The organism is Chitinimonas viridis (assembly GCF_030409555.1).
Classification (GTDB): domain Bacteria; phylum Pseudomonadota; class Gammaproteobacteria; order Burkholderiales; family Chitinimonadaceae; genus Chitinimonas; species Chitinimonas viridis.
This window is the reverse complement of sequence record NZ_JAUFPU010000003.1, coordinates 115,173-135,830: the sequence shown is the minus strand read 5'-3', so window position 1 is coordinate 135,830 and position 20,658 is coordinate 115,173. Positions and strand designations below refer to the sequence as shown.

The window sequence follows — 20,658 nt, the reverse complement described above, 5'->3', positions numbered from 1 at the left end:
TGATGGCGTAGATTGCGGCCAGCTAAACCAAGCACCCCCACACCAAGGTCCTATATGAGCACTGATCGCGTTGCAAAGCTGCTGGACGACATCCGCGCCCTCGATGAAGCGCGCTACACCCTGGTACAAACCCTGCGCGAGGCAGTGCTGAGCCTGGGCGTCGGCGTAACCGAGGAAGTGAAATACGGCGGCCTGCTGTTCTCCGCGGGAAAGCCATTCTGTGGTGTTTTCTCTTACGCCAAGCATGTCTCGCTGGAGTTTGGCGACGGCGCAGCACTGCCCGATCCGCACCAGGTGCTGGAAGGTGAGGGCAAGCTGCGCCGCCATATCAAGCTCTCTGCCATCCAGGATATCCAGGCCAAGCAGGTACATACCTATCTGGGGCTGGCATACCAGGCTGCAGCCCCAGCTTGAATAGGGCCGCCGCAATAGGCCCGGCGCAGCGAACGGGCTAGCGGCGCAGACCGCCTGGCCACCCTGCGGCTGCCGCACCGGCCCCCTCCAGCCTCCTCCCCGCCCATCAATCCAGCTTGACCCGGCTGCCTGTTTCGTATTTAATTTCTGTAACGACAGAAATTACTGAAAACATCATGAAGCTCAGCCCCACCGCACAGAAATACATCCTCCACTGGGGCGAAATGGGCACCCGCTGGGGTGTCAACCGCACCGTCGCCCAGATCCACGCCCTGCTCTTCCTCAGCCCACATCCGCTGCATGCCGAGGAAATCAGCGAGACCCTAGGCGTCGCCCGCTCCAATGTCAGCACCAGCCTCAAGGAGCTGCAGAGCTGGGGCCTGACCCGGGTGACCCACAATCTGGGCGACCGCCGAGATCACTTCGTGGCCCATCAGGATGTCTGGGAAATCTTCAGGGTGGTGATGGAAGAGCGCAAGAAGCGCGAGCTGGACCCGACCCTGACGGTACTGCGCGAGTGCGCGCTGGAAGCCGATGGCGACCGGGAACTCGATGCCATCACCCGCGCCCGCATGGATGAGGTACTGAGCTTTATGGAAGACCTGATGCGCGCCTACGAAGACTTCAAAGGCCTGCCGCCACCCACGCTCAAGCGCTTTTTGAAGATGGGCGGCAAGATGGCCCGCTTCCTGAGCACCGATGACAGCAACGACCTACCCTGACAAGCGAGTAAGCACCATGACTACCCTCACCCTGTTCTACGATAGCCGCTGCCCCCTCTGTGCCGCCGAAATGCGCCGCCTGGCCCGACTGGATAGGCACGGCCGCCTGGCTTTCAGCGATATGCACGCCGAAGGCTTCGACGCCGCCCGCTACGGCGTCACCCTGGCAGCCCTGGATGCCGAACTGCATGGCCTCGATGACCAAGGCAGGATGCTGGTCGGCATCGACTGCATCGCCGCTGCCTATACTGCTGTAGGCCGGGCCTGGCTGGTATGGCCGCTGACCATAGGCGTCACCAAGCCCCTGTGGCGCAGCCTGTACCGCTGGTTTGCCCGCAACCGCTACCGTGCCAGCGAAATAATGGGCTTCACCTGCACCGATGGCGTCTGCGCCACTCGCTATCGCTAAAAAATTTGGCAATCTATTTCTGTCTTTACAGAAATTTCCGCAACGAAAACTCCCGGAGCCATCATGGACATCCTGCTTACCGGCGCCAGCGGCCTAGTTGGCAGTGCCTTGCTCCCCCGGCTCCTGGCACAGGGCCACACGGTACACGCCCTGTGCCGTCGCCCCCCTGCCAACACGGCAGCAGTCGGCCAACTGCACTGGCATGCCGCCGATATGGCCACACTTCTGAATGAAGACGACTGGCTACCGCTGCTGGACGGCATCGACCTGGTCATCAACACTGTGGGCATCTTTGCCGAGACCGGTAGCCAGACTTTCGCCCACCTCCACACCCAGGCCCCCATCGCCCTGTTCAACGCCGCCATCGTGGCCGGGGTAGAACGTGTCATCCAGCTCTCCGCCCTGGGTGCCCACCCGCAGGCCACCACCGCCTACTGGCGCAGCAAGGCTGCGGCCGATGCCGTGCTGCGTACCGCACCGCTGGACTGGGCCATCGTGCAGCCCTCGCTGGTATACGCCGACCAGGGCAGCAGCAGCACCCTGTTCCGCCAGATGGCGGCCCAGCCCTGCCTGCTGGTGCCAGCCGATGCCGGCCCGGTACAGCCCATCCATCTGGCAGATCTGGTGGATACCTTGCTCCAGCTTATCCACCGCCCCACCCTGAGCCGCATCACCCTGGCAGCGGTCGGCCCGCAGGCCTTGCCCTGGCATGATTACCTGCAGGCCCTGCGTGGCGGCATGGGCATGGCGCGCGCCCCCGTCATTGCCCTCCCGGCCCCTTGGGTAAGCGGCATCAGCCACTTGGCCGCCCTGTGCCCAGGCAGCCTGCTCAACCCAGCCAGCCTCAGCATGCTGCGAGCCGGCAGTTGTGCTGATGCCGGCCCCATCCACCAGTTTCTGGGCCGCCCCATGCACCCACCACCGGCCTACAGCCATCCCGCCCTGCGCAGCGCAGCCGTCATCGCCGCTTGGCAGCCCTGGCTACGCCTGGCCTTGGCGTTCGTCTGGCTGCTGACAGCAATCGTCTCCATCCAGCAAGCGCCGCTGGGGCTGCAACTACTGGCCGATGCCGGCCTGCCCGCCGCCTGGCACCCGGCAGCGCTCTGGGGCGGCGCAGGGCTGGATCTGATACTGGGCCTACTCACCCTCGGCCATCCCCATCGCCGCCTATGGCAGGCACAGATCGCGCTGATCCTGGGCTACACCCTCTTTATCAGCCTGCTCCTGCCGCAATGGTGGCTGCACCCCTTCGGCCCCATCAGCAAGAACCTGCCCATCCTGGCCCTGCTGGGCTTGCTGACCGCCCTTACTCCCGCCACCCGCAAAGCGAGCTGATCATGGACTACCTCACCCTCAAGTGGCTGCACATACTCTCAGCCACCTTTATGTTCGGCACCGGCTTTGGCACAGCCTTCTATATGTTCTTTGCCAACCGCAGCGGCAATGTCCAGGCCATCGCCGTGGTCACCCGCTGGGTTGCCCGCGCCGACTGGTGGTTCACCACCCCCGCCGTCATCATCCAGCCGCTCTCCGGAATGTGGATGATCCACCTGGCCGGCTTCCCCATGGATTCGTTCTGGATCGTCGCCTCCATCGCCCTCTACGCCCTGGCCGGCGCCTGCTGGGTGCCCGTGGTGTGGCTGCAGCTCCGCATGCGCGACATGGCCCAGCACGCCGCACGCGACAACACCCCGCTGCCGCCCAGCTACTGGCGTTACGAACGAATCTGGACCGTACTCGGCTTCCCCGCCTTCAGTGCCCTGATCGTTGTCTACTGGCTGATGGTGCACAAGCCCATGGCCTGGTAAGGGCCCGCTTTTCCAAATACTGCTTCATAGGAAACACATCATGTTTGCCACACCATTGGACTGGGTCCTCAACCTGCTGATACTGCAGGGCCTGATGGGCGCCTTCGATACCGTGTACCACCACGAACTGACCGTCGGCTTGCCGCAGCGCCCCGGCGCCCGCAAGGAGCTGACCCTGCATGCCGTCCGCGCCCTGCTCTACGGCGTGGTCTTCGCCGCCCTGGCCCACGTAGGGTTCCATGGCCTCTGGGTTGCGGCCATTGCCGCCCTGGTGCTGGTCGAAGTCGGCCTCACCCTGTGGGATTTCGTGGTGGAAGACAACAGCCGCAAGCTTCCCAGCACCGAACGCGTGCTGCATACCGTGCTGGCCATCAACGGCGGCGCCCTGTTCGGGCTGTATGCCTGGCAATTGGCCGACTGGGCCAGCCTGCCCAGCGCCCTGGTCAGCCTCGATACCGGCTGGCGTGGTTGTCTGCTCAGCCTGTTTGCTGCCGGCGTAGCCCTCTCTGGCGTGCGCGATGCGCTGGCCGCCCGCAAGCTGGGGCAGGCCGCCGCCACCCCCAACCCGTTTGCCGGCCTGCCCCATCAGAGGGTATTGGTAACCGGTGGCACCGGCTTTATCGGCGAAGCCCTGGTATCGCAGCTGCTGGCAGCCGGCCACAATGTCACCGTGCTGGCGCGTGATCCCCTGAATGCCGCCTATCTGTTCCACGGCCGCGCCCGCTGCGTGCCTGCGCTGGACCAGTTGCACAGCGCCGAGCAGTTCGACGCCATCATCAACCTGGCCGGCGCACCGGTGGTCGGCCCACGCTGGAGCCCCCAGCGCAAGGCGCAATTGCTGGCCAGCCGGGTGGGCACCACCCAGGCCCTGCAAGCGTGGCTGGCCAGGGCCACCCACAAGCCCGCCACTTGGATACAGGCGTCGGCCATAGGCTACTACGGCGTGCGGCCGGCCGACGAGCTGCTGCACGAAGACAGCCGCGCCGGCCAGGGTTTCATGACCGAACTGTGCGCGCGCTGGGAGGAATCCGCCCAGCCTGCGCAGCGCCAGGGCCTGCGCCTGGTCACCCTGCGGCTGGGCCTGGTGTTCGGCCCCGGCGGCGCTCTGCTTCCCCTGCTGCTGCCCCATCGCTTCGGGCTGGGTGGCCGCATGGGCAATGGCCGCCAGATCATGAGCTGGGTACATCGCGACGATGTGCTGGGCATGATCGCCAGGGCGCTGGGCGACGGCACCATGCAGGGCACCTACAATGCGGTCGCGCCCGAGGCCATCAGTCAGGCCGACTTTGCCCAGACCATAGGCAGACTGATGCATAGGCCGGTTTTCCTGCACCTGCCGGCCGCCCCCTTGCGCCTGATCATGGGCGAGATGGCCCAGTTGTTCTTCGACGGCCAGCGCGTGGTACCCCACCGCCTGCAGTCGCACGGTTATGTCTTCCGCCATCCCACTCTGGCAGGCGCCTTGCGGGCACTGATCTGAAGCCCGCCTACCCAGCCAGCGACTAGCCCACCATGCCCACGCTCTACCAAACCGCCCTCGGCCCCGACTACCGCCACCTCCCCCCGCTGCTGCAAGCCTTCCATAGCCAGCCAGGGCCCTGGTGGCGCGGCCAGGTCGATGTCAGCTGGAGCCCCTGTCCTCTGCTGCGCAGCCTGCTCTGGCTGGCACGCCTACCCGCCGAAGGCAAGCAGCTGGCCATTGCCGTGCGGCTGGTAGTGCAGGGTCAGAGCGAGTCCTGGCAGCGTTACTTCGGTAGCCGCGCCATGGTCTCGCATCAGCGCCTACATCCCATGGGGCTCAGCGAATCATTCGGCCCCCTGCGTCTGCTGCTGCGCAACCAGGTCGACGCCCGGGGCCTGCATCAGCGCAGCCACGACACCCGTTTTCTGGGCCTAACTCTGCCAGCATTCCTGTCGCTGCAGGTACAAGCCCACGAATGGGCAGTGGCCGATCGGTTTCATTTCGATGTCACGATCGCCCTCGGGACACATTGCTTGCTACGCTATACCGGCTGGCTGCAACCTGAGAAGGCCAAGCCCTTCGCCGAACACCGCGCCCACTAGCATGCTAGCCATGCTTCAACCCTTGCATGCCGCATAAGAAGGCTGCACGCCCTGCAACGCTATCTGGAACATGCCCGTGAGTGCTAAACCCATCCTCTACCTGCTAGCCGGCAACGGTGGCGCCGCCGATTGGTGGAACGATGCCCTGCCCTCCTTCCGCCACTACCATCCCCAGCCGCTGGAGCTGCCCGGCTTTGGCGACAACCCGGCGCCACCGCTGCCCGATCTCGCCAGCTATGCCGAAGCGCTGCTGGCCGCCACCCAGCCCGGCAGTCACATCTTCGCCGTCGGGGTCAATGCCCTTCTGGTCATGCATGCACTGGCCCGCCGGCCCGGCCATTTCCAGCGCACCGTGCTGCTGGCCCCGGTCGGCGCCTTCCTCTGGCAGCGTCGCCTGCCTGCCCTGATGGCACCCAAGCCTATGCGCCTGCTGGCTTACTGGCTGCTGGCCTACAAACCGCACTGGCTGGCCCACAAGTTTTCGCGCCAGCGCTGGTCCGCCACCCAATACCGCCGCATGGGCAGGGGCTATCGCCGCTGCCGCGCCTTCCTGCCCTATTGGGACATGGTAAGGGCCGATACCGCCCTGCCTCTGCTGGAATGGATCAACGACAGCATGGAACTGGTCTGGGGAGAGCACGATGCCATGCTGGGCCGCGAGCAGGCCTCGGCCTGGTCGGCCATCCTTGCCCGGGCAGACCTGCACGTCAGCATCCAGCCCGGCTGGGGCCACTACCCCTGGATAGACCAGCCAACCGCATTCGTCGCTTGGCTGGAATCCGGCCAGCGAGGCTTCGTGGCACACGGCAAGGGCGGCCGGCTGCAACTGGCCGCGCTCGCCGGCCTGCCGGTACCCACCGCCGTCAGCGTCAGCCACGTCGACGACCCACGCGTCGCCGCCTTGCTGGCCAGCCAGCCCGACGCCACCTGGGCCGTGCGCTCCTCCAGCCACGCCGAGGATCAGGCCGACCAGGCCAATGCCGGGCTCTCCACCACCTATCTCCAGCTCCCCAGCACTGCCGTCGCCGAGCATATCGCCCTGCTGCGCCAGGCCGGCGTAGAAGAAGTGGTCGTGCAGCGCTTTGTCGCCCCCGTGCTCTCGGGCATCGCCTTCGTCCGCCACCTGGCCGCCGAGGTCGAATGGGTGGAAGGCCATCTTGCCGGCCTGGCCGACGGCCAACTGAATCCCCAACGCGCCATCCTGTCACGGCTGGGTGGCGACTGGTCCAGCGGCCACTTCCCCACCCAACATGGCCTCAACCAGCAGGCACTATGGCAGTTCCTGCAGGCAGTACTGCATGCCTTCCACTATGTGCATGGCGATGTGGAATGGGCCTGGGATGGCCGGCAACTCTGGCTGCTGCAATACCGGCCCATCAGCGACTACGGCTGGCGCCGCCACCTGACTGCCGCCAACATCGCCGAAATCCTGCCACCGCAGCCCAGCCGCCTGGTCGAATACGCCCAGCGCCGGGCCGCCGGCAGCATACCCGCCATCATGGCCCGCTGGGATGGTCGGGTGCTGCAGGACGCCGAGCCCTTTACCGCCCGCTATGGCGATGCCTCCTACATCAACAACGACCTGTTCCTGGCGCGGCTGGCCGAATGGGGCCTGCCCTCGCAGCGCTACGCCGACGAGGTGGGTGGCAGCGCCCCCAAGCTCCCACTGCGACCCGCCAGACTGCTACGCCAACTGCCCTTGTTCTGGCGCATGCAACAGCGCAGCCGCGCCTCCCTGCCCGGTCTCGCCGCCGGCCTGCAGCGCTTTGATGCCGAGCTGGATCAGCTACGGGCCCAGGCAGCCAACGGCCAGCAACTGGCCGACTGGTTCTGCCGCTTCTATGTGTTCGTGGTGCAAGGCAATCTCTGCATAGGCACCGCCCTGGCCGGCAGCGGCGGCAGCTTGCTGGGCCGGCCAGCCACGGCCTACGCCACGCTGGGACACGCCCCCCACCGCCTGCCGTGGGAGACCGACCCCGCCACCCCAAGACCCGCCTACACCGACCTGCCCCTGCAGCCCTTCCCGCGCTGGCCCGGTGCCATCAAGCTGGCCCACCGCCTGGGCCTGCCCGGCATGCGCGGCTACTATCTGCAGGTACGCGAGTGGTACCGCGATAACCTCATGCGCATCTTCTTCCGCCTGCACCACGCCATGCCCGAGGCCGACCGCGCCTATTGGTACGCCCCACATCCAGCCAGCCGCACCCAGCCGGGCGCCTTCTGGCAAGACGGCCAAGCCGACCACACACAGGCACAGGGTTTCGTCATCTATCCCGGTGCTGCCGAGGGCATACTGGGGCAGGACATCCTGCTGGAAGCCACCCTGGACCCCGGCCGCCACGCCCACTACCGCGAAGCACGCGCCGTCATCGCCCGCATGGGTGGCCGCCTCTCACACGGCGCCACCCTGCTGCGCGAACTACGCAAGCCCGCCGCCGTGCTACCCCTGGTCGATCCCGCCTGGGTAGGGCAAGCCGTGCGTTACCAGGACGGCCAGCTCAGCCTGGTCTCGGCTATCCATTGAGCAAACAGCCACAACGCGGCATAGGCTTGATATGCAAGACGACATTGTTCTTAGACAACGCCGTACCGCGACGAAAGCAAGGGGGCTGGAAGCCCCCTTCGCCCATGTTGAGCTCTTTATCGAGCGCTAAAGTTGAAGGTAACGTACAGCAGGAGCGGCGAAGCAGCGGAGGGAACCTAAAGTGTAGCCTTGGGTTCTCACATTGACTGACAGGTTAGGTGCGTAGCCAGTAGCACAGTTTTGCAATTGACTTTTCATGCATTGGATGGACCTTATCCGATTTCGGATCGGGCAATGCAATTCGCTTCTCCCATAGTGGGAACCATAAAGGGTCTTTTGTATCTTCAGCTGTGGCCGGGCGCACATTTTTTACCATTTCTCTATTGCATGCACCAAATTGCACAAAATTAACTTGCGACTCCATTAGGGAGCAGGGATTTGGGCCGCCAGCTTGATTTGGAAAATACAGTTGGGATGCATCATCCTCCCAAAAGCAGAACGGGCATATTTCATACGACCCAGGAGACTCGCCAAATACTTCATAGCCACAGCACGGGCAGGTAAACATAAGCACCTAACATTGTTTATACGCACTTTAGGTTCCGTATATTAATTAATAATAACGGCACTGTACAATTCCCGTAACCCATTGATTTTCAATTACCTACGCTTCGCCGTGCAGTATAGCAACAACAGAAAACCGGGCGCCATGCCGTTCTCTATGCCTTTAGGATAACCAGGTGACTTTCTGCTCACAAAGGCGCCACCTAATGGTGGGACACTCCTCTCAAGCCACGCCTGCTAGATCAGGTTTCACTGACCTGCCGCCGGCGTCACTTCAGCGCCAACGCCTAAGCGGCTTATCCCTACGGTGTCCGTCAGGTCCTCATGCTCCGCGGCAAGCAGCATCCAAGCACCCCTGGGGCGGTAGCCCTTGAGGCATTTCTCAATCAACCGGCCACCCAGCGGCGAGTAGCAGCCTTCACTAGCCAAAGACGATTAATGTCTTAGGAAAGCAAACCGAGGCTTACCCTTCAAACACACTCACTTGGGCAACTCTGCAATTAACTGCTTGATTCGAGCAATCATGTCTTCACGCACTGCCACGTAGCTCTTGCTTACGGAAGGGACGCCTTCCCAGGCAACAATTTTTTCCTTATTCAAGAAGCCAGGTACTTGCTCGACCCCAATCAGTACAACTCTTTCGGACGTTTCACCATCCTCCTCACTCAAGTTCTCAGGCACGAATGCTGACGTATCCATGCCGTCCTCCTTCAGGCCGACAGCCGTCGCTGGTTGAAGCTCTGCTTTGCTGGTGACACCCCTTGATACAGCGGTGTATTTCAGACCCTGTTCTTTGGCGAGCTTATTGAAGTATTTCTCGGCAATGACACTTTTTGCCACGCCATACTCGCAAACAAAGGTGATCTTTTTTGACGAGGGCTCCGCCGCGCCCGCCCCGAATGAAATGCTGGACTGCAGGGCAAAAATGGCAAGCGCAATCAACTTTCTCATTGTGACTCCCGATTCAACGCTGTTCGTGGCGGTATCCACCACACCTCTATCTGCACAGTCTTACCACCCAAGGCCTAAGACTTCCGTTCGTCTCGCATGGTGAGCCTTCAGGTTGAGAAGCCGCTCGACTTACGATCAAGTGCCGCAGCTGATTTGCACCCGATCATGTCAGTACTTTATACGCAGAAATTTTTACATAAGCTACATTTTTTGTAGATCATATTAAATGTATCATGGGAGGATGAACGATTGGCTAGCACTCATCCTGACTCTACCCACCGGCAACGCGACTGCACGCATGCGCGTTTGGCGGACACTCAAGGCCAGCGGCGCGGCAGTGCTGCGAGATGGTGTTTACTTGCTGCCTCGGCGCGACGAATGTCTTGGCGCACTCAGCGCCGTTGCCGAGGATGTTCGCCAGAATGAAGGCACGGCCTACTTGCTAGAGGTTTCGGGCAGCGACACGGAAGGATTTCCTGGGCTCTTCGATCGATCTTTGGAGTACACAGCGCTGCTAGCTGAGATTTCCCACCTGAGAGCCGGTCTGACGCTGGCCAGTGCCGACGAATCCGTCAAAAAGGCTAGGCGTTTGCGCAAACAGGTCGATGCCTTGACCACGATCGACTTCTTCCCCGGCGAGGGGAAACAGCAGGTTTTGGCAGCACAGGCTGAGCTAGACCAGCTTCTTCGCCAGCTACGCCACCCAGGCGAGCCACAAGCCATCGAGATGGCATTGCCCCGACTCGAAATTGCCGACTTTCAAGGTCGGCGCTGGGCAACCCGAAAACGCCCTTGGGCGGACCGACTCGCGAGCGCTTGGTTAATCCAGCGCTTCATCGATCCTGCAGCCCATTTCCTTTGGTTGGCCACACCTGCAGACTGCCCCAGCGATGCGCTTGGATTTGATTTCGACGGCGCCCGCTTCAGTCATACCGGCTCTCGTGTGACGTTCGAAACCCTATGTGCCAGCTTCGGCCTTGATAGCCCAGCAATGCGCAGGATGGCTGCCTTGGTCCATTACCTCGATGTTGGTGGCACATCAGTACCCGAAGCGGCGGGTGTTGAACAAGTCTTGACCGGCCTGCGGAGCCGTCTGAGCGATGACAACTTGCTTCTCACAGCCAGTTTCGCCATTTTCGACGGCCTGCTGGCCGCTTTTGAGTCAGAGCAAGCATGAGCTCACCCAAGCAAACGCTCCTCACCGACCAAGGCTTACTACTGCCCAACCAACCAGCGCCGCCGAATACGCTCCAGCGTGCCATTGCGGCCCAGTTGCACAATCGCCTCGTTGATGGTGTTCAGGTCAGCCTGCGTCAGTGTCTTGCGGTTGAGCATATAGGCCACCTCGCCCCTGGCAATCGCGATGTCCAGCCGCCGGATGGGCACGCCCTGCTCGGTGGCGGCATGCTGTACCGCCCATTGGTCGCCTATCAGCACTTCGCCCCGCCGCAGTTGCAGCAGCTGTACCCCTTTGCGGTACTCCTCATACCGCGTCACCAGGCCCGCCGCCAGAAACTGCGCCGCCAAGGGGTAGCCGCCATCGCTCCCGGTCTGGGTCACCAGGGGTACGCGATGGGCCAGCATCGCCTGCAGTGAGCCCACATGCGGGCGCGCCCGTCGGTCATCCAGCACAAAGGCCGCAATGATTTCCGGTCGATAGGGGCGGGTAAACATGGCGACAGCGTTGTGCGAGGCCAATCCGTTGTCGGAGGCAGCCAGCAGCACGTCCAGCTCGCCCTGGGTAAAGTACAGCCAGCGCCGCTTGCGCGGCAGGTCTTGCACCCAAGACACTTTGCAGCCCGCCGCCCTGGCGATGGCATTCAGCATGTCTATCTCAAAACCCACCGGTTTGCCGCCAGCGTCCAGATAGGAATACGGCGGCCAGCTCTCGAATGGCACGCGCAGTACCTTGCTGCATGGTGCGCCCAGGCAAACAGCTTGAAGCAGGCAGGTGAGCAGCAAGGCACGCAGCAACATGGTGGCCGGCAATCAGGACGCAATCCTCGTTCATGCTGTATAGCATGCGCCCGTGGGCCGCGCCGTCGGTCGCGCCCGCGTGCTGCAGCACGGCCTACAACCTCTCAGCCAGCGATTGGTTCCCGCAAGGCATAGCCCATGTACGAGACCGACATATCCCGCGTCGCCCCCAGTCGTATGCGCTCGCCCAGGCCGGCAAAACTTAGTCTCCCCAGCTTGTGCAGCAGCAGCCCCCACAAGGGCCGCAAGGGATTGCCTACCGGCGACAGGCCGGCCATCACCACCTGGCCCAAGCCGTGCCTGGCCATTCCCTGCTGCAACTCTTGCGGCCGGATAAACTGGTGCCAGACATGGACATCGGCCGGCATCAGCCGCGTCAGCGCCCAATCCTGCGCCAGCTTGATGGCCAGCAGCTTGCTGCGCAGGGTACGGTTGATGGTGTCAAAGAAGAACACCCCACCCGGCTTGAGCACCCTGGCTATCTCTGCCAACACGGCATCCACGTCATCCACATGCTCCAGCACATCGCAACAGCAAACGACATCGAACTGCTGGTCTGCAAACGGTAGTTGCTCGGCACTGCCTTGCTGGTAGTCAATACGCAGGCCGCTGGCCTCGGCATGGGCCCTGGCCGCCGCCAGGCCAGCCGCCGCACGATCCAGCCCGGTTACCTGGCAGCCCAGCGCGGCAAACCGCTCCGACAGCAGCCCCCCGCCACAGCCGACATCCAGCACCGTCAAGCCCGCCGGCTGGCGCTTCAGCACGCCCGTCAAGGCCTGCTCAAAATAGGCAAATCGGGGAGGATTGATGGCAGTACGCAGCAGTGACATAAATCCATCCTCGTCCCACCAGGTGTGCGCAACGTGGTCATAGATGGCGTTGTTGATAACAGGCATGGCAGCTCCTTGGCAACCGCAGGCTAGCACCCGGTTTGGCGGTACCACCTCGATAAATTTATTTAGCTAATTAGTTAAATAACAGCATACAATGCCACCATTCAATCCGCAAGCATCATACCGGGAGCAGCGCCATGAAAACCGCAGACAACAAGCATCAGGACGCATGGTTGGTGTACGACGGGGAGTGCCCGGTATGCACGGTTTACTGCCGCTATATCCGAATCCGCGAGGCCGTCGGCACCTTACATTTGGTCGACGCCCGCCAGCCTGGCGAGCTGATGGACGAAATCACGGCGGCCGGGCTTGATATCGATCAGGGCATGGTGCTCAAGTTCAAGGATGTCGTCTATTACGGTGCCGACGCCATCCATATGCTCACCCTGCTCAGCACGCCTTCCGGCCTGTTCAACCGGCTCAACTACCATGTCTTCAGCCACCGCCTGGGCGCCAGGATCGCCTACCCCCTGGGCAAGGCCTTCCGCGACCTGGTGCTGAGGCTGCTGGGCATACGCTATATCAACAACCTGGCCAGCAGGCACTGATACTGGCTCGATGGGCGGCCACCGCGCACCGTCACCAGGATGCGCCCTACCACGATGCACGCTGCCACTGCGTCACATAGCAGTCGCCGTCCAGGCACAGCATGGGGTCGTTGTTCCTGGGGTGGTTGCGCTTTTCCAGCGGGTAGGTGGTGCTGCCGCCCTTGTGGGAGTGCGCCGTCAGGCTATTGCCGGTGGCCGTCCAACGGCCACTGTCGCTGCTGCTTGAGCTGGTACCGCCCCACATGCCGCCGCCGTAGGCATCCATGCTGCGCTCGCTGCTATAGCTGTAACTGCCATCGGGCCGCAGCTCAAAGCAGGTCGAGCTTTGCGAACCACCTCCGCCACTGGCGCTGAAGTTGCGCACCAGGCACCAGCTGCCCACCAGCTCCTGCCGCAAGCCACCGGCCTGGGCCTGGGTGGCATTGCCACGTGGCGGCTTCTGCCCCGGTTTGACCCGTATCATGCTCAGCACGCCCGGTATATCCCCACCGGCAATCAGCAACTGGCCACCCTGCAGCCGGAACTGATACGGCGTCACCTCGCCGTCTTCTTCAATCAGCAGCAGACCACCCATCACCTGGTAGCGTATGGGCTTGCCATCCAGGCTGCCGCCCCCCTTGCCGTTCAGGCTCAGGCTTACCGCCTGTCCCGCCACCTCGCCACCCCAGCTACCGGTCAGCACCTGCTCGGCGCGCAACAACAGGGTGCAACAGGCCAACAACAGGCAGATCAGCAATCGGTGCACGGCAGTCTCCTTGGATGGCAACGCGACGGGAAGGCGTCCTAAAGCGCCCGCCTGCCAGCGAGCAACGCCACAGCTGGCCAGGATATGCGCTTAGAGCCTGTTCAAAGTCTTTTCGCCGCGTCGTTCGCAACCTTGCCGGATGAAGGGCAAGGCGCAAGCCGCGCAGCGGTACGGGTACCGTCAGCGGCTTGCAACGCCGCCATTCGCCGGCAAGGCCGCGAACCCGAAGGGCTGGCGCGCGGCGAAAAGACTTTGAACAGGCTCTTAGGACACTCCCTTTAGCTTATGCAAGCCACGGCGCCTCAGGCATTCCGGCGATGGCCGGTCTAAGAGCCTGTTCAGGCCGGCAGCAGCACCTCGGCATCGGCCTCGCCCACCACCACCCTGGGTACTGCTGCCAGCAGAGTACGGGTATAGGCATGCTGGGGTGCCGTCAGCAGGCTGGCACTCTCGCCGGTCTCGACGATGCGGCCAGCCTGCATCACCGCAATCCGGTCGGCCAGGTATTCCACCACCCCGATATTGTGGGTAATGAACAGATAGGCGACCCCCAGCTGCTGCTGCAGCTCCTTCAGCAGGTTGAGTATCTGCGCCTGCACCGAGACATCCAGGGCCGAGGTAGGCTCGTCGCAGACAATCAGGCTGGGTTCCACCGCCAGGGCACGGGCGATGGCAATGCGCTGGCGCTGGCCGCCCGAGAACTCATGCGGAAAACGCGTCAGCGCCGACTGCGGCAGGCTGACCTGCTCCAGCAAGTCATCCACCCGGCGGCGGCGCTCGGCCAGGTCCAGCTCGGGCCGCAGCGACTGTATGCCCTCGGCCAGTATCTCGCCCACCCGCATGCGCGGATTGAGCGAGCCGAATGGGTCCTGGAAAATAATCTGCATCTGCCGCCGGGCGCGCATCAGCTCCGCCTTGCCGGCACGCATCAGGTCGATATCACCCAGCATGGCCTGGCCATCGACCACAGCCGTGCCGCGCAACAGCTGCAATATGGCCTTGCCCGTGGTGGTCTTACCCGAACCCGACTCCCCCACCAGCGCCAGGGTCTCACCCGGCCGCAGCGAGAACGATACCTCGTGTACGGCATCCACATGGCCGCTGACCCGCTGCAGCAAACCCGAGCGTATGGGAAACCGTACCCTCAGGTTTTCTACCGCCAGCAGCGCCTTGTCGCCTAACTGCCTGGCCACCCGGCCCGCGCCGATATCCCGCAGCGGCGGCAGCACCAAGGGCACGGCCGCTTCGGGCGCATAGGCAAAGCAGCGCACACCATGCCCGCCACCCATTTCGTACATGGGCGGGATTTCGCCACGGCAGCGGGCCGTGGCCGAATAGCAGCGAGGGGCAAACCGGCAGCCGTCGAACGCCTGATAGAGCGGCGGCACACTGCCAGCAATGGCCTCCAGCAGATGGCCGCGCTTGTCCACATCGGGCAAGGCGCCCAGCAAGCGGGTGGCATAGGGGTGCAGGGGCTTGGAGAAAAACGCCGCCTTGCTGCCCAGCTCCACCAGCTCGCCCGCATACATGATGCCGACGCGATCCGCCACCTGCGAGACCACACCCAGATCGTGAGTGATCAACAGCATGGCCATGCCACGCTCGCGCTGCAGGTCCAGCAGCAGATCCAGTATCTGCTTCTGCACCGTCACATCCAGCGCCGTGGTCGGTTCGTCGGCAATCAGCAGCGCCGGCTCGGTGGCCAGCGCCATGGCAATCATCACCCGCTGCTTCTGCCCACCCGACAGCTGGAAGGGGTAGCTGTCTATGCGCCTTTCCGGCTCGGCAATGCCTACCCGCTTCAACCAGTCCACCGCCTTGGCCCGGGCCGCGGCCCCCCGCAGCTCGGTATGGGTGGTAATGGCCTCCACCAACTGCCGCCCCACCGACATCACGGCATTGAGGCTGGTAGCCGGTTCCTGAAAGATCATGGCAATGCGGCCACCGCGATACGCCCGCATCTCGCTTTCCGGCAGGTCGGCCAGGCTGGCATCGTCCAGCCGCACATCGCCGGCAGCAATGCAGGCGTTGTCGGGCAGCAGCCGGCTGATGGACAGCGCCGTCACCGATTTGCCCGAGCCCGATTCCCCCACCAGGGCAAAGGTCTCGCCCGGCTGGATGGCAAGGCTGACGCCATCGACGGCCACCACGATGCCCTGGCTGGAGTGGATCTCGGTACGGAGTTGATCGAGTTGCAGCATGATGGACGACCTACTTGTGCGTGGCGCGAGGATCGAAGGCATCGCGGATGGCATCGGAGAACAGATTGGCCGACAGCACCAGCGAGAACATGAAGGTGAAGGCCGTCGCCAGCGTCCACCAGATGGTGGGTTCGCGCGACAGCTCCAGCCTGGCGGTATTGATCAAGGTACCGAAGCTCTGCATGGACGGGTCCACCCCGATTCCGACATAGGACAGCACCGCCTCGGCCAGCACCAGACCGGAGAAATTGATCACCATGCTGATCAGGATCAGGTGCATCACATTGGGCAGCAGGTGCACCAACAGTATCCGCCACGTGCCCACCCCAAACGCCTGCGCCGCCTGGATGTACTCGGCCTCGCGCAGCTTGATCACCTCGCCCCGTATCAAGCGGCACAGCTCGGTCCAGCTGGTCATGCCCAGAATGATGCAGAGAAAGAACAGGCGTGCATCGGTACGCTCGGCCGAGGTCGGGAACAGGTCCGGGTGGTTATCGATGAACACCATCAGTATCAACACCACGGCCGCGATCAGCAGCACATAGGGGATGGAATTGATCACCGTATAGACATACTGGATCGCCTCATCCACCCAGCCCCGCAGATAGCCGGCGCAGATCCCCAGGCCTACGGCAATGGGCATGGTCACCAGGGTGGACATGGTGCCAATGACTAGGGCCGTACGTATGCTCTTGAGCACCACATACAGCAGGTCATTACCCACCCGGTCGGTGCCAAGTACATGGTAGGCCGTCGCCAGCATGGCCATGACGCCGGCCAGCACGGCCAGCACCGTCAGGGTCAGCAACACCGCACGCAGGGGGAATCCCACCTGCCCACGCCGCAAACTGCGCCAGGCCACCCCCAGGCCCTGGCGCCGCTTTCGCGCCAGCAGCAGTACGGCCAGTGCCGTGGCCGCAGCGGCCACCAACAGGCCCAGCCCTACCCCTGCCAGGGTGCGCAGTAGCACGTCAGCGGCCCATTGCTGCTCGGGCTGGTCCAGATGGGCGCCGCCATGCTGCAGGCGCAGGTAGGCCCGTGTAGCCTGCCCGTCTATCACCGTCGCCTCCTTCTCATAACCCTGGTAGGCCAGCGGCGCCGAGTAGCTGCGTTCACGTCCCGTTTGCTGCTGGTGCAGGATATCGTCCAGCACCGAGCGCGTCTCGGTGGCATAGGCATCGGCCTTGCCCGCTATGGCCGGGCGGTAGTGCAGCGAGTCGAGCAGGCCTATCACCAGAAAGACCGCCAGCACCGTGGCTGCCGAGGTGCCGGTGGCGGTATTGAATGCCTTGCGCCAGGTCACTGCCAGGTGTGGCTGGCGCATGACCTTCCAGCCGTAGGCCAGAGTACCCAGCAGTACCAGCAGCACCACCCAGTCTGTCCACAGAACAACTATCTTCATCGCGGCATGCTCACTTCAGGCGCACCCGCGGATCAGACCAGGCATAGGCAAAGTCGGTCAGCAGGTAGGTAATGACATAAAGGAAGGAACCGAAGAACACCATGGCCCGGACGATGGAAAAATCCTGGCTGGTGATCCCGTCCACCGCAAAAGTGCCCAGGCCCGGTATGCCGAAGAAGGTCTCCAGCAGGATGGAACCGGCCAGCAGCGCCGGCAGCAGCAGGCCTATCGAGGTAATAATGGGTATCAGGGAATTGCGCAGCACATGGCGCCCCAGCACAGCCCATTCCGACACCCCCTTGGCGCGGGCGGTACGGACATAATCCTTGCCCAGTTCCTCCAGGAACAGCGTGCGATACAGACGGGTATCAGGCCCCAGGTGGGCAATCACCGATACCAGCACAGGTAGCAGCAGGAACTTGAACATGCCCGGCGGCGGGCTGAAGCCCGATACCGGCGTAATGACCATAAGCTTGGCGAACAGGTACTGGCCCATGATGATGAAGAACAGCGACGAGGTGGACATCAGCCCCACCAGCACCACCACCCCCCAGGTATCCAGCACCGTATGGCGGTAGAACACCAGTCCCAGCCCCAGGATGATGGACAGCGTTACCGAGATCAGCAGTATCGGTATCGCCAGCGCCAGGGTGGGGCCGATACGGTTGCCCAGCTCCCAGCCCATATTGCGGTTCTCATTGGTCTTGCCAAAGTCCAGCCGCAACAGCTTGGCCGAGCTCTCGAAAAACACCGTCTGGGTCAGCTTGCCCACCCCAGCCGCCTGCGCATTGAAGTACAGCGGCTGGTCATAGCCGCGCTCGGCCTTCCAGCGCTCCACCGCCTCCTGCGCCACCCGCTTGCCGCCCAGCTGCAGGCGGGCCATGTCGTCCGGGGTATTCACCGAAAAGAACAGAAAGAAGGTCACCAGGTTGATACCGGCCAGCACCAAGATGGAGTACAGGGTGCGGCGCACCAGATAGGTCATCATGCTTGCGCTCCCTTGCTGGCACTGCGGCCGCTGTTGATACGCAGGGTACGCGCGGTGGCGCGCTCACGCCGGCGGTAGATGCGCCAGGCCGGCCACAGCAGCAGGCCCAGGGCCACCATACCTACGCCCAGCGGCCACACCCGTGGCTGGTTCCATTGCGCGACCTTGCTGGCCCGCAACGCCCCATCTACCCGCATGTATTTGACCTTGTCGTTGGCAATCGAAGTGGGCTTGGCGTTGTGCACCCACTGCTGGTACACCCCCAACGAGCCAGGAAACAGCCCCCAGCTCCATGGTGCATCCCGCTGCACCATGGCCACCATCTGGTCTATCACCTGCTGCCGCTCGGCGTTGTCCGGCAGGTCGCGCATGCGGGTATAGAGCTTGTCGTATTCCGGGTTGGCATAGTTGGAGGCATTTTCACCCTCAAACTTCACCTTGGACTGGGTGCTGTTCAGCAGGAACAAGTAATTCTCCGGGTCCGGGTAGTCCGAGAACCAGCCCCAGAAATACAGCTGGGCATTGCCCTTGCGCATGCGGTCCTGGAAGCGGTTGTAGTCCGATGCCCGTATCTCCAGCTGTATGCCCAGTTTCTGCATTTGCTTGACCTGCCAGTCCAACCTGGCCTGATAAGCCGGCCCCACGCCGTTAGAGTCATAGAACAGCAGCAGCGGCTTGCCGCTCTTGGCGTCGCGCCCATCGGGATAGCCCGCCTCGGCCAGCAAGCGCTTGGCGTCAGCCAGTGGGCGCCGCACAGCCTGGCCATCACGCCAGACATGGGTCACCGGGTTGATACCCGCCTCGCCGATACGGTAGCCGAACAAACCTGGTGGAATCGGCCCCATGGCCGGCACCGACGGCCCATAGGTATCAAAGAAAATGGCGTTGTGCTCTTCCCAGTCGGTGGCGATGGCAATGGCCTGGCGCAACTTACGGTGCCGCTCGGCCTCCTCCGGGTTCTTGCCGCCGCCCACCACCGGGTCCAGCCAATTGAAGCCCATATACCAGCTGGTCGGTTCTATGGTCGGCTCCAGTTTCACCCCATGCTCACGCAGCACCTGCCAGCGGCCGGTCTGGTCCATGGCTTCCTTGAGAAAGACAAAACCCACATCGATGCGGCTGAGATCGGGCACATCGTAGTAGCCCTGCATGAACTTGGCCTGCTCAGGCTCAGACTCCTTCTCCTGCAGGAACACCAGCTTGTCCAGGAAGGGCAGCCGCTTGCCGGCATCGGCCAGCAATCCCTGCGCCTTGTCCTCCGCCGAGCCCTCGCTGGGGTAGCGCATATCGCGGTAGTTCGGGTTGCGCACCATCACGTAGCGGCTGGCGCTCTGCTCGGTCAGCATAAAGGGCCCCGTCCCCACCGGCCAGGTATTCAGCGACAGCGAATGCTCCGCCATGCCGCGCTGGGCATAGAAGCGGTCGGCCTCCCAGGGGATGGGGACAAAGAAGGTCATGGCCATCCAGTACTTGAACTGCGGGTACTTGCCGGCGATGCGTATTTCCAGCGTGCGCGCATCCAGCGCGCGGGCACCTTCCAGCTTCACCTCGCGCAGATCGCGCCAGGGCAGGTAACGGTCACGCGGGTCACGCTGCGCTAGCTGCGCATTGCGCTCGGCCTTGAGCTGCTCGCCCAGATCCTGCAGGCCGACTATGTACTGGTTGAGCAGGTTGTAGATGGGCGACGGCGTGGGCACATAGGGGCTGGCCAGGCGCTTGATCTGGTAGACGTAATCTTCTGCCGTCACTTCGCGGCTGCTGCTGGCCGCCTGCGCCAGCGGAAAATCCCAGATGCTGTATTTGCCAGCCAGCTGGGCCGGTTTGAGATCGTGATACAGCAACTGCCCAGCGGCATCACGGGCCAGCGCCGGATGGGGCTGGTAGCGTATGCCGGGCTGCAGTTTGATGGTGTAGATGCTGGTAGCGATCTGCTCGCTGGGCGCATCGTCAGGCAGGGTATTGCCGGCCTGGTCGTAATAGCGCGGTATCGGCACCTCGGTGGCGGTCAGCCCCTCCAGCGTGTAGGGCCGCTTGAGGTAGTGGTAATGCAGCAGCGGCTCGTAGGTCTGGTAGGTCCAGGGGGTTTCGTTCAGGTTATAGGAGCTGACCGGATCCAGAAACTTGGGCCGCTCCTGGAACGAACTGAACATCACATCGCCGGTCAGGTCGGCCTGGCTATGCGGCTGGTTGGCCACTTCGCAGCCCCCCAACAGCAGCAGCGCGGGTGTCGCCGCCAGCAGCAGCGAGCGCCGCAGCGCGCGTAGCGACAAGGAAAAAGGCTGGAGTACAAGCATGGCACGACCCGCAGACAAAGGCACCCCCAAGGGAGCGAAGGCCGCGATCATGCCATGCCGTTTGGCCTGACTGCCAAGCGCAGTCCGGCCACTGTGGCCTTTTCGCCAGTGCAAGAAAGGCGGCCCTGGCACGACAGTGCCGGGGCCGCCTCAG

At 63.1% G+C, this 20,658-nt stretch carries 19 protein-coding genes; 10 read left to right on the top strand and 9 right to left on the bottom strand.

The window, feature by feature from the left end:
* The first annotated feature begins 54 nt into the window (after positions 1-54).
* The 8 genes from QWZ03_RS03465 to QWZ03_RS03430 all read left to right on the top strand — a co-directional run bounded on the left by QWZ03_RS03465 (position 55) and on the right by QWZ03_RS03430 (position 7,941).
* Entirely contained in the window at positions 55-414 is a 360-nt protein-coding gene (locus QWZ03_RS03465; protein WP_290331466.1) for a DUF1801 domain-containing protein, read from the top strand.
* 176 nt (positions 415-590) lie between these two features.
* Positions 591-1,136, top strand: coding sequence for a GbsR/MarR family transcriptional regulator (locus tag QWZ03_RS03460; RefSeq protein ID WP_290331465.1), 546 nt, complete (start codon positions 591-593; stop codon positions 1,134-1,136).
* A gap of 16 nt (positions 1,137-1,152) precedes the next feature.
* The gene (locus QWZ03_RS03455) at positions 1,153-1,545 is read left to right on the top strand and encodes a thiol-disulfide oxidoreductase DCC family protein (protein ID WP_290331464.1); all 393 of its coding nucleotides are present in this window, start codon (positions 1,153-1,155) and stop codon (positions 1,543-1,545) included.
* A gap of 63 nt (positions 1,546-1,608) precedes the next feature.
* Positions 1,609-2,880 carry an SDR family oxidoreductase gene (locus QWZ03_RS03450; RefSeq protein WP_290331463.1) on the top strand — a complete coding sequence of 424 codons (1,272 nt, stop codon included), beginning with the start codon at positions 1,609-1,611 and terminating at the stop codon, positions 2,878-2,880.
* A complete protein-coding gene (locus QWZ03_RS03445; RefSeq protein ID WP_308447513.1) occupies positions 2,880-3,353 on the top strand; it encodes a DUF2269 family protein in 474 nt (157 codons plus the stop codon). The genes QWZ03_RS03450 and QWZ03_RS03445 overlap by 1 nt, the downstream gene beginning before the upstream one ends.
* A 40-nt stretch (positions 3,354-3,393) precedes the next feature.
* Entirely contained in the window at positions 3,394-4,833 is a 1,440-nt protein-coding gene (locus tag QWZ03_RS03440; RefSeq protein ID WP_290331461.1) for a TIGR01777 family oxidoreductase, read from the top strand.
* 32 nt (positions 4,834-4,865) lie between these two features.
* Positions 4,866-5,417 carry a DUF4166 domain-containing protein gene (locus QWZ03_RS03435; protein ID WP_290331460.1) on the top strand — a complete coding sequence of 184 codons (552 nt, stop codon included), beginning with the start codon at positions 4,866-4,868 and terminating at the stop codon, positions 5,415-5,417.
* 76 nt (positions 5,418-5,493) lie between these two features.
* Positions 5,494-7,941 carry a PEP-utilizing enzyme gene (locus tag QWZ03_RS03430; protein WP_290331459.1) on the top strand — a complete coding sequence of 816 codons (2,448 nt, stop codon included), beginning with the start codon at positions 5,494-5,496 and terminating at the stop codon, positions 7,939-7,941.
* Positions 7,942-8,155: 214 nt separating this feature from the next.
* On the opposite strand, the gene QWZ03_RS20970 is transcribed toward QWZ03_RS03430, so the two are convergent.
* Together QWZ03_RS20970 and QWZ03_RS03420 are read right to left on the bottom strand one after the other, a co-directional pair.
* Positions 8,156-8,509, bottom strand: a complete 354-nt coding sequence (locus QWZ03_RS20970; protein WP_290331458.1) for a CPCC family cysteine-rich protein — start codon at positions 8,507-8,509, stop codon at positions 8,156-8,158.
* Between the two features lie 476 nt (positions 8,510-8,985).
* Positions 8,986-9,456 (bottom strand): arsenate reductase/protein-tyrosine-phosphatase family protein, encoded by a 471-nt coding sequence (locus QWZ03_RS03420; protein WP_290331456.1) that lies wholly within the window; start codon positions 9,454-9,456, stop codon positions 8,986-8,988.
* A 241-nt stretch (positions 9,457-9,697) separates the two neighbouring features.
* Between QWZ03_RS03420 and QWZ03_RS03415 the strand changes: the two genes are divergently transcribed.
* Positions 9,698-10,633, top strand: a complete 936-nt coding sequence (locus QWZ03_RS03415; RefSeq protein ID WP_290331455.1) for a chromate resistance protein ChrB domain-containing protein — start codon at positions 9,698-9,700, stop codon at positions 10,631-10,633.
* A 38-nt stretch (positions 10,634-10,671) separates the two neighbouring features.
* Here QWZ03_RS03415 and QWZ03_RS03410 read toward each other — a convergent pair whose 3' ends face one another.
* Together QWZ03_RS03410 and ubiG are read right to left on the bottom strand one after the other, a co-directional pair.
* Positions 10,672-11,433 carry a substrate-binding periplasmic protein gene (locus QWZ03_RS03410; protein ID WP_290331454.1) on the bottom strand — a complete coding sequence of 254 codons (762 nt, stop codon included), beginning with the start codon at positions 11,431-11,433 and terminating at the stop codon, positions 10,672-10,674.
* Between the two features lie 104 nt (positions 11,434-11,537).
* Positions 11,538-12,329: a bifunctional 2-polyprenyl-6-hydroxyphenol methylase/3-demethylubiquinol 3-O-methyltransferase UbiG gene (gene ubiG / locus QWZ03_RS03405; protein ID WP_290331453.1), complete on the bottom strand. Its 792-nt coding sequence runs from the start codon at positions 12,327-12,329 to the stop codon at positions 11,538-11,540.
* 134 nt (positions 12,330-12,463) lie between these two features.
* On the opposite strand from ubiG, the gene QWZ03_RS03400 reads away from it, so the two are divergent.
* Complete coding sequence (locus QWZ03_RS03400) at positions 12,464-12,874, top strand: DCC1-like thiol-disulfide oxidoreductase family protein (protein WP_290331452.1); 411 nt, start codon at positions 12,464-12,466, stop codon at positions 12,872-12,874.
* A gap of 46 nt (positions 12,875-12,920) precedes the next feature.
* Here the strand turns inward: QWZ03_RS03400 and QWZ03_RS03395 are convergent, their stop codons facing one another.
* The 5 genes from QWZ03_RS03395 to QWZ03_RS03375 all read right to left on the bottom strand — a co-directional run bounded on the left by QWZ03_RS03395 (position 12,921) and on the right by QWZ03_RS03375 (position 20,504).
* Positions 12,921-13,619: a hypothetical protein gene (locus tag QWZ03_RS03395; RefSeq protein ID WP_290331451.1), complete on the bottom strand. Its 699-nt coding sequence runs from the start codon at positions 13,617-13,619 to the stop codon at positions 12,921-12,923.
* A gap of 338 nt (positions 13,620-13,957) precedes the next feature.
* Positions 13,958-15,820 (bottom strand): ABC transporter ATP-binding protein, encoded by a 1,863-nt coding sequence (locus QWZ03_RS03390; RefSeq protein WP_290331450.1) that lies wholly within the window; start codon positions 15,818-15,820, stop codon positions 13,958-13,960.
* Between the two features lie 10 nt (positions 15,821-15,830).
* Complete coding sequence (locus QWZ03_RS03385; RefSeq protein ID WP_290331448.1) at positions 15,831-17,222, bottom strand: ABC transporter permease; 1,392 nt, start codon at positions 17,220-17,222, stop codon at positions 15,831-15,833.
* A gap of 10 nt (positions 17,223-17,232) precedes the next feature.
* A complete protein-coding gene (locus tag QWZ03_RS03380; RefSeq protein WP_290331447.1) occupies positions 17,233-18,210 on the bottom strand; it encodes an ABC transporter permease in 978 nt (325 codons plus the stop codon).
* Positions 18,207-20,504 carry an ABC transporter substrate-binding protein gene (locus QWZ03_RS03375; protein ID WP_290331446.1) on the bottom strand — a complete coding sequence of 766 codons (2,298 nt, stop codon included), beginning with the start codon at positions 20,502-20,504 and terminating at the stop codon, positions 18,207-18,209. The genes QWZ03_RS03380 and QWZ03_RS03375 overlap by 4 nt, the downstream gene beginning before the upstream one ends.
* Positions 20,505-20,658 lie beyond the last annotated feature (154 nt).

Bases quoted from the DNA above. Each gene is read 5' to 3' on its own strand.
- QWZ03_RS03460 (WP_290331465.1), top strand. From the start codon at position 591: ATGAAGCTCAGCCCCACCGCACAGAAATACATCCTCCACTGGGGCGAA.
- QWZ03_RS03455 (WP_290331464.1), top strand. From the start codon at position 1,153: ATGACTACCCTCACCCTGTTCTACGATAGCCGCTGCCCCCTCTGTGCC.
- QWZ03_RS03385 (WP_290331448.1), bottom strand. From the start codon at position 17,222: ATGAAGATAGTTGTTCTGTGGACAGACTGGGTGGTGCTGCTGGTACTG.
- QWZ03_RS03415 (WP_290331455.1), top strand. From the start codon at position 9,698: ATGAACGATTGGCTAGCACTCATCCTGACTCTACCCACCGGCAACGCG.
- QWZ03_RS03375 (WP_290331446.1), bottom strand. From the start codon at position 20,504: ATGCTTGTACTCCAGCCTTTTTCCTTGTCGCTACGCGCGCTGCGGCGC.
- QWZ03_RS03420 (WP_290331456.1), bottom strand. From the start codon at position 9,456: ATGAGAAAGTTGATTGCGCTTGCCATTTTTGCCCTGCAGTCCAGCATT.
- ubiG (WP_290331453.1), bottom strand. From the start codon at position 12,329: ATGCCTGTTATCAACAACGCCATCTATGACCACGTTGCGCACACCTGG.
- QWZ03_RS03410 (WP_290331454.1), bottom strand. From the start codon at position 11,433: ATGTTGCTGCGTGCCTTGCTGCTCACCTGCCTGCTTCAAGCTGTTTGC.
- QWZ03_RS20970 (WP_290331458.1), bottom strand. From the start codon at position 8,509: ATGTTTACCTGCCCGTGCTGTGGCTATGAAGTATTTGGCGAGTCTCCT.
- QWZ03_RS03440 (WP_290331461.1), top strand. From the start codon at position 3,394: ATGTTTGCCACACCATTGGACTGGGTCCTCAACCTGCTGATACTGCAG.
- QWZ03_RS03390 (WP_290331450.1), bottom strand. From the start codon at position 15,820: ATGCTGCAACTCGATCAACTCCGTACCGAGATCCACTCCAGCCAGGGC.
- QWZ03_RS03400 (WP_290331452.1), top strand. From the start codon at position 12,464: ATGAAAACCGCAGACAACAAGCATCAGGACGCATGGTTGGTGTACGAC.
- QWZ03_RS03450 (WP_290331463.1), top strand. From the start codon at position 1,609: ATGGACATCCTGCTTACCGGCGCCAGCGGCCTAGTTGGCAGTGCCTTG.
- QWZ03_RS03435 (WP_290331460.1), top strand. From the start codon at position 4,866: ATGCCCACGCTCTACCAAACCGCCCTCGGCCCCGACTACCGCCACCTC.
- QWZ03_RS03465 (WP_290331466.1), top strand. From the start codon at position 55: ATGAGCACTGATCGCGTTGCAAAGCTGCTGGACGACATCCGCGCCCTC.
- QWZ03_RS03380 (WP_290331447.1), bottom strand. From the start codon at position 18,210: ATGATGACCTATCTGGTGCGCCGCACCCTGTACTCCATCTTGGTGCTG.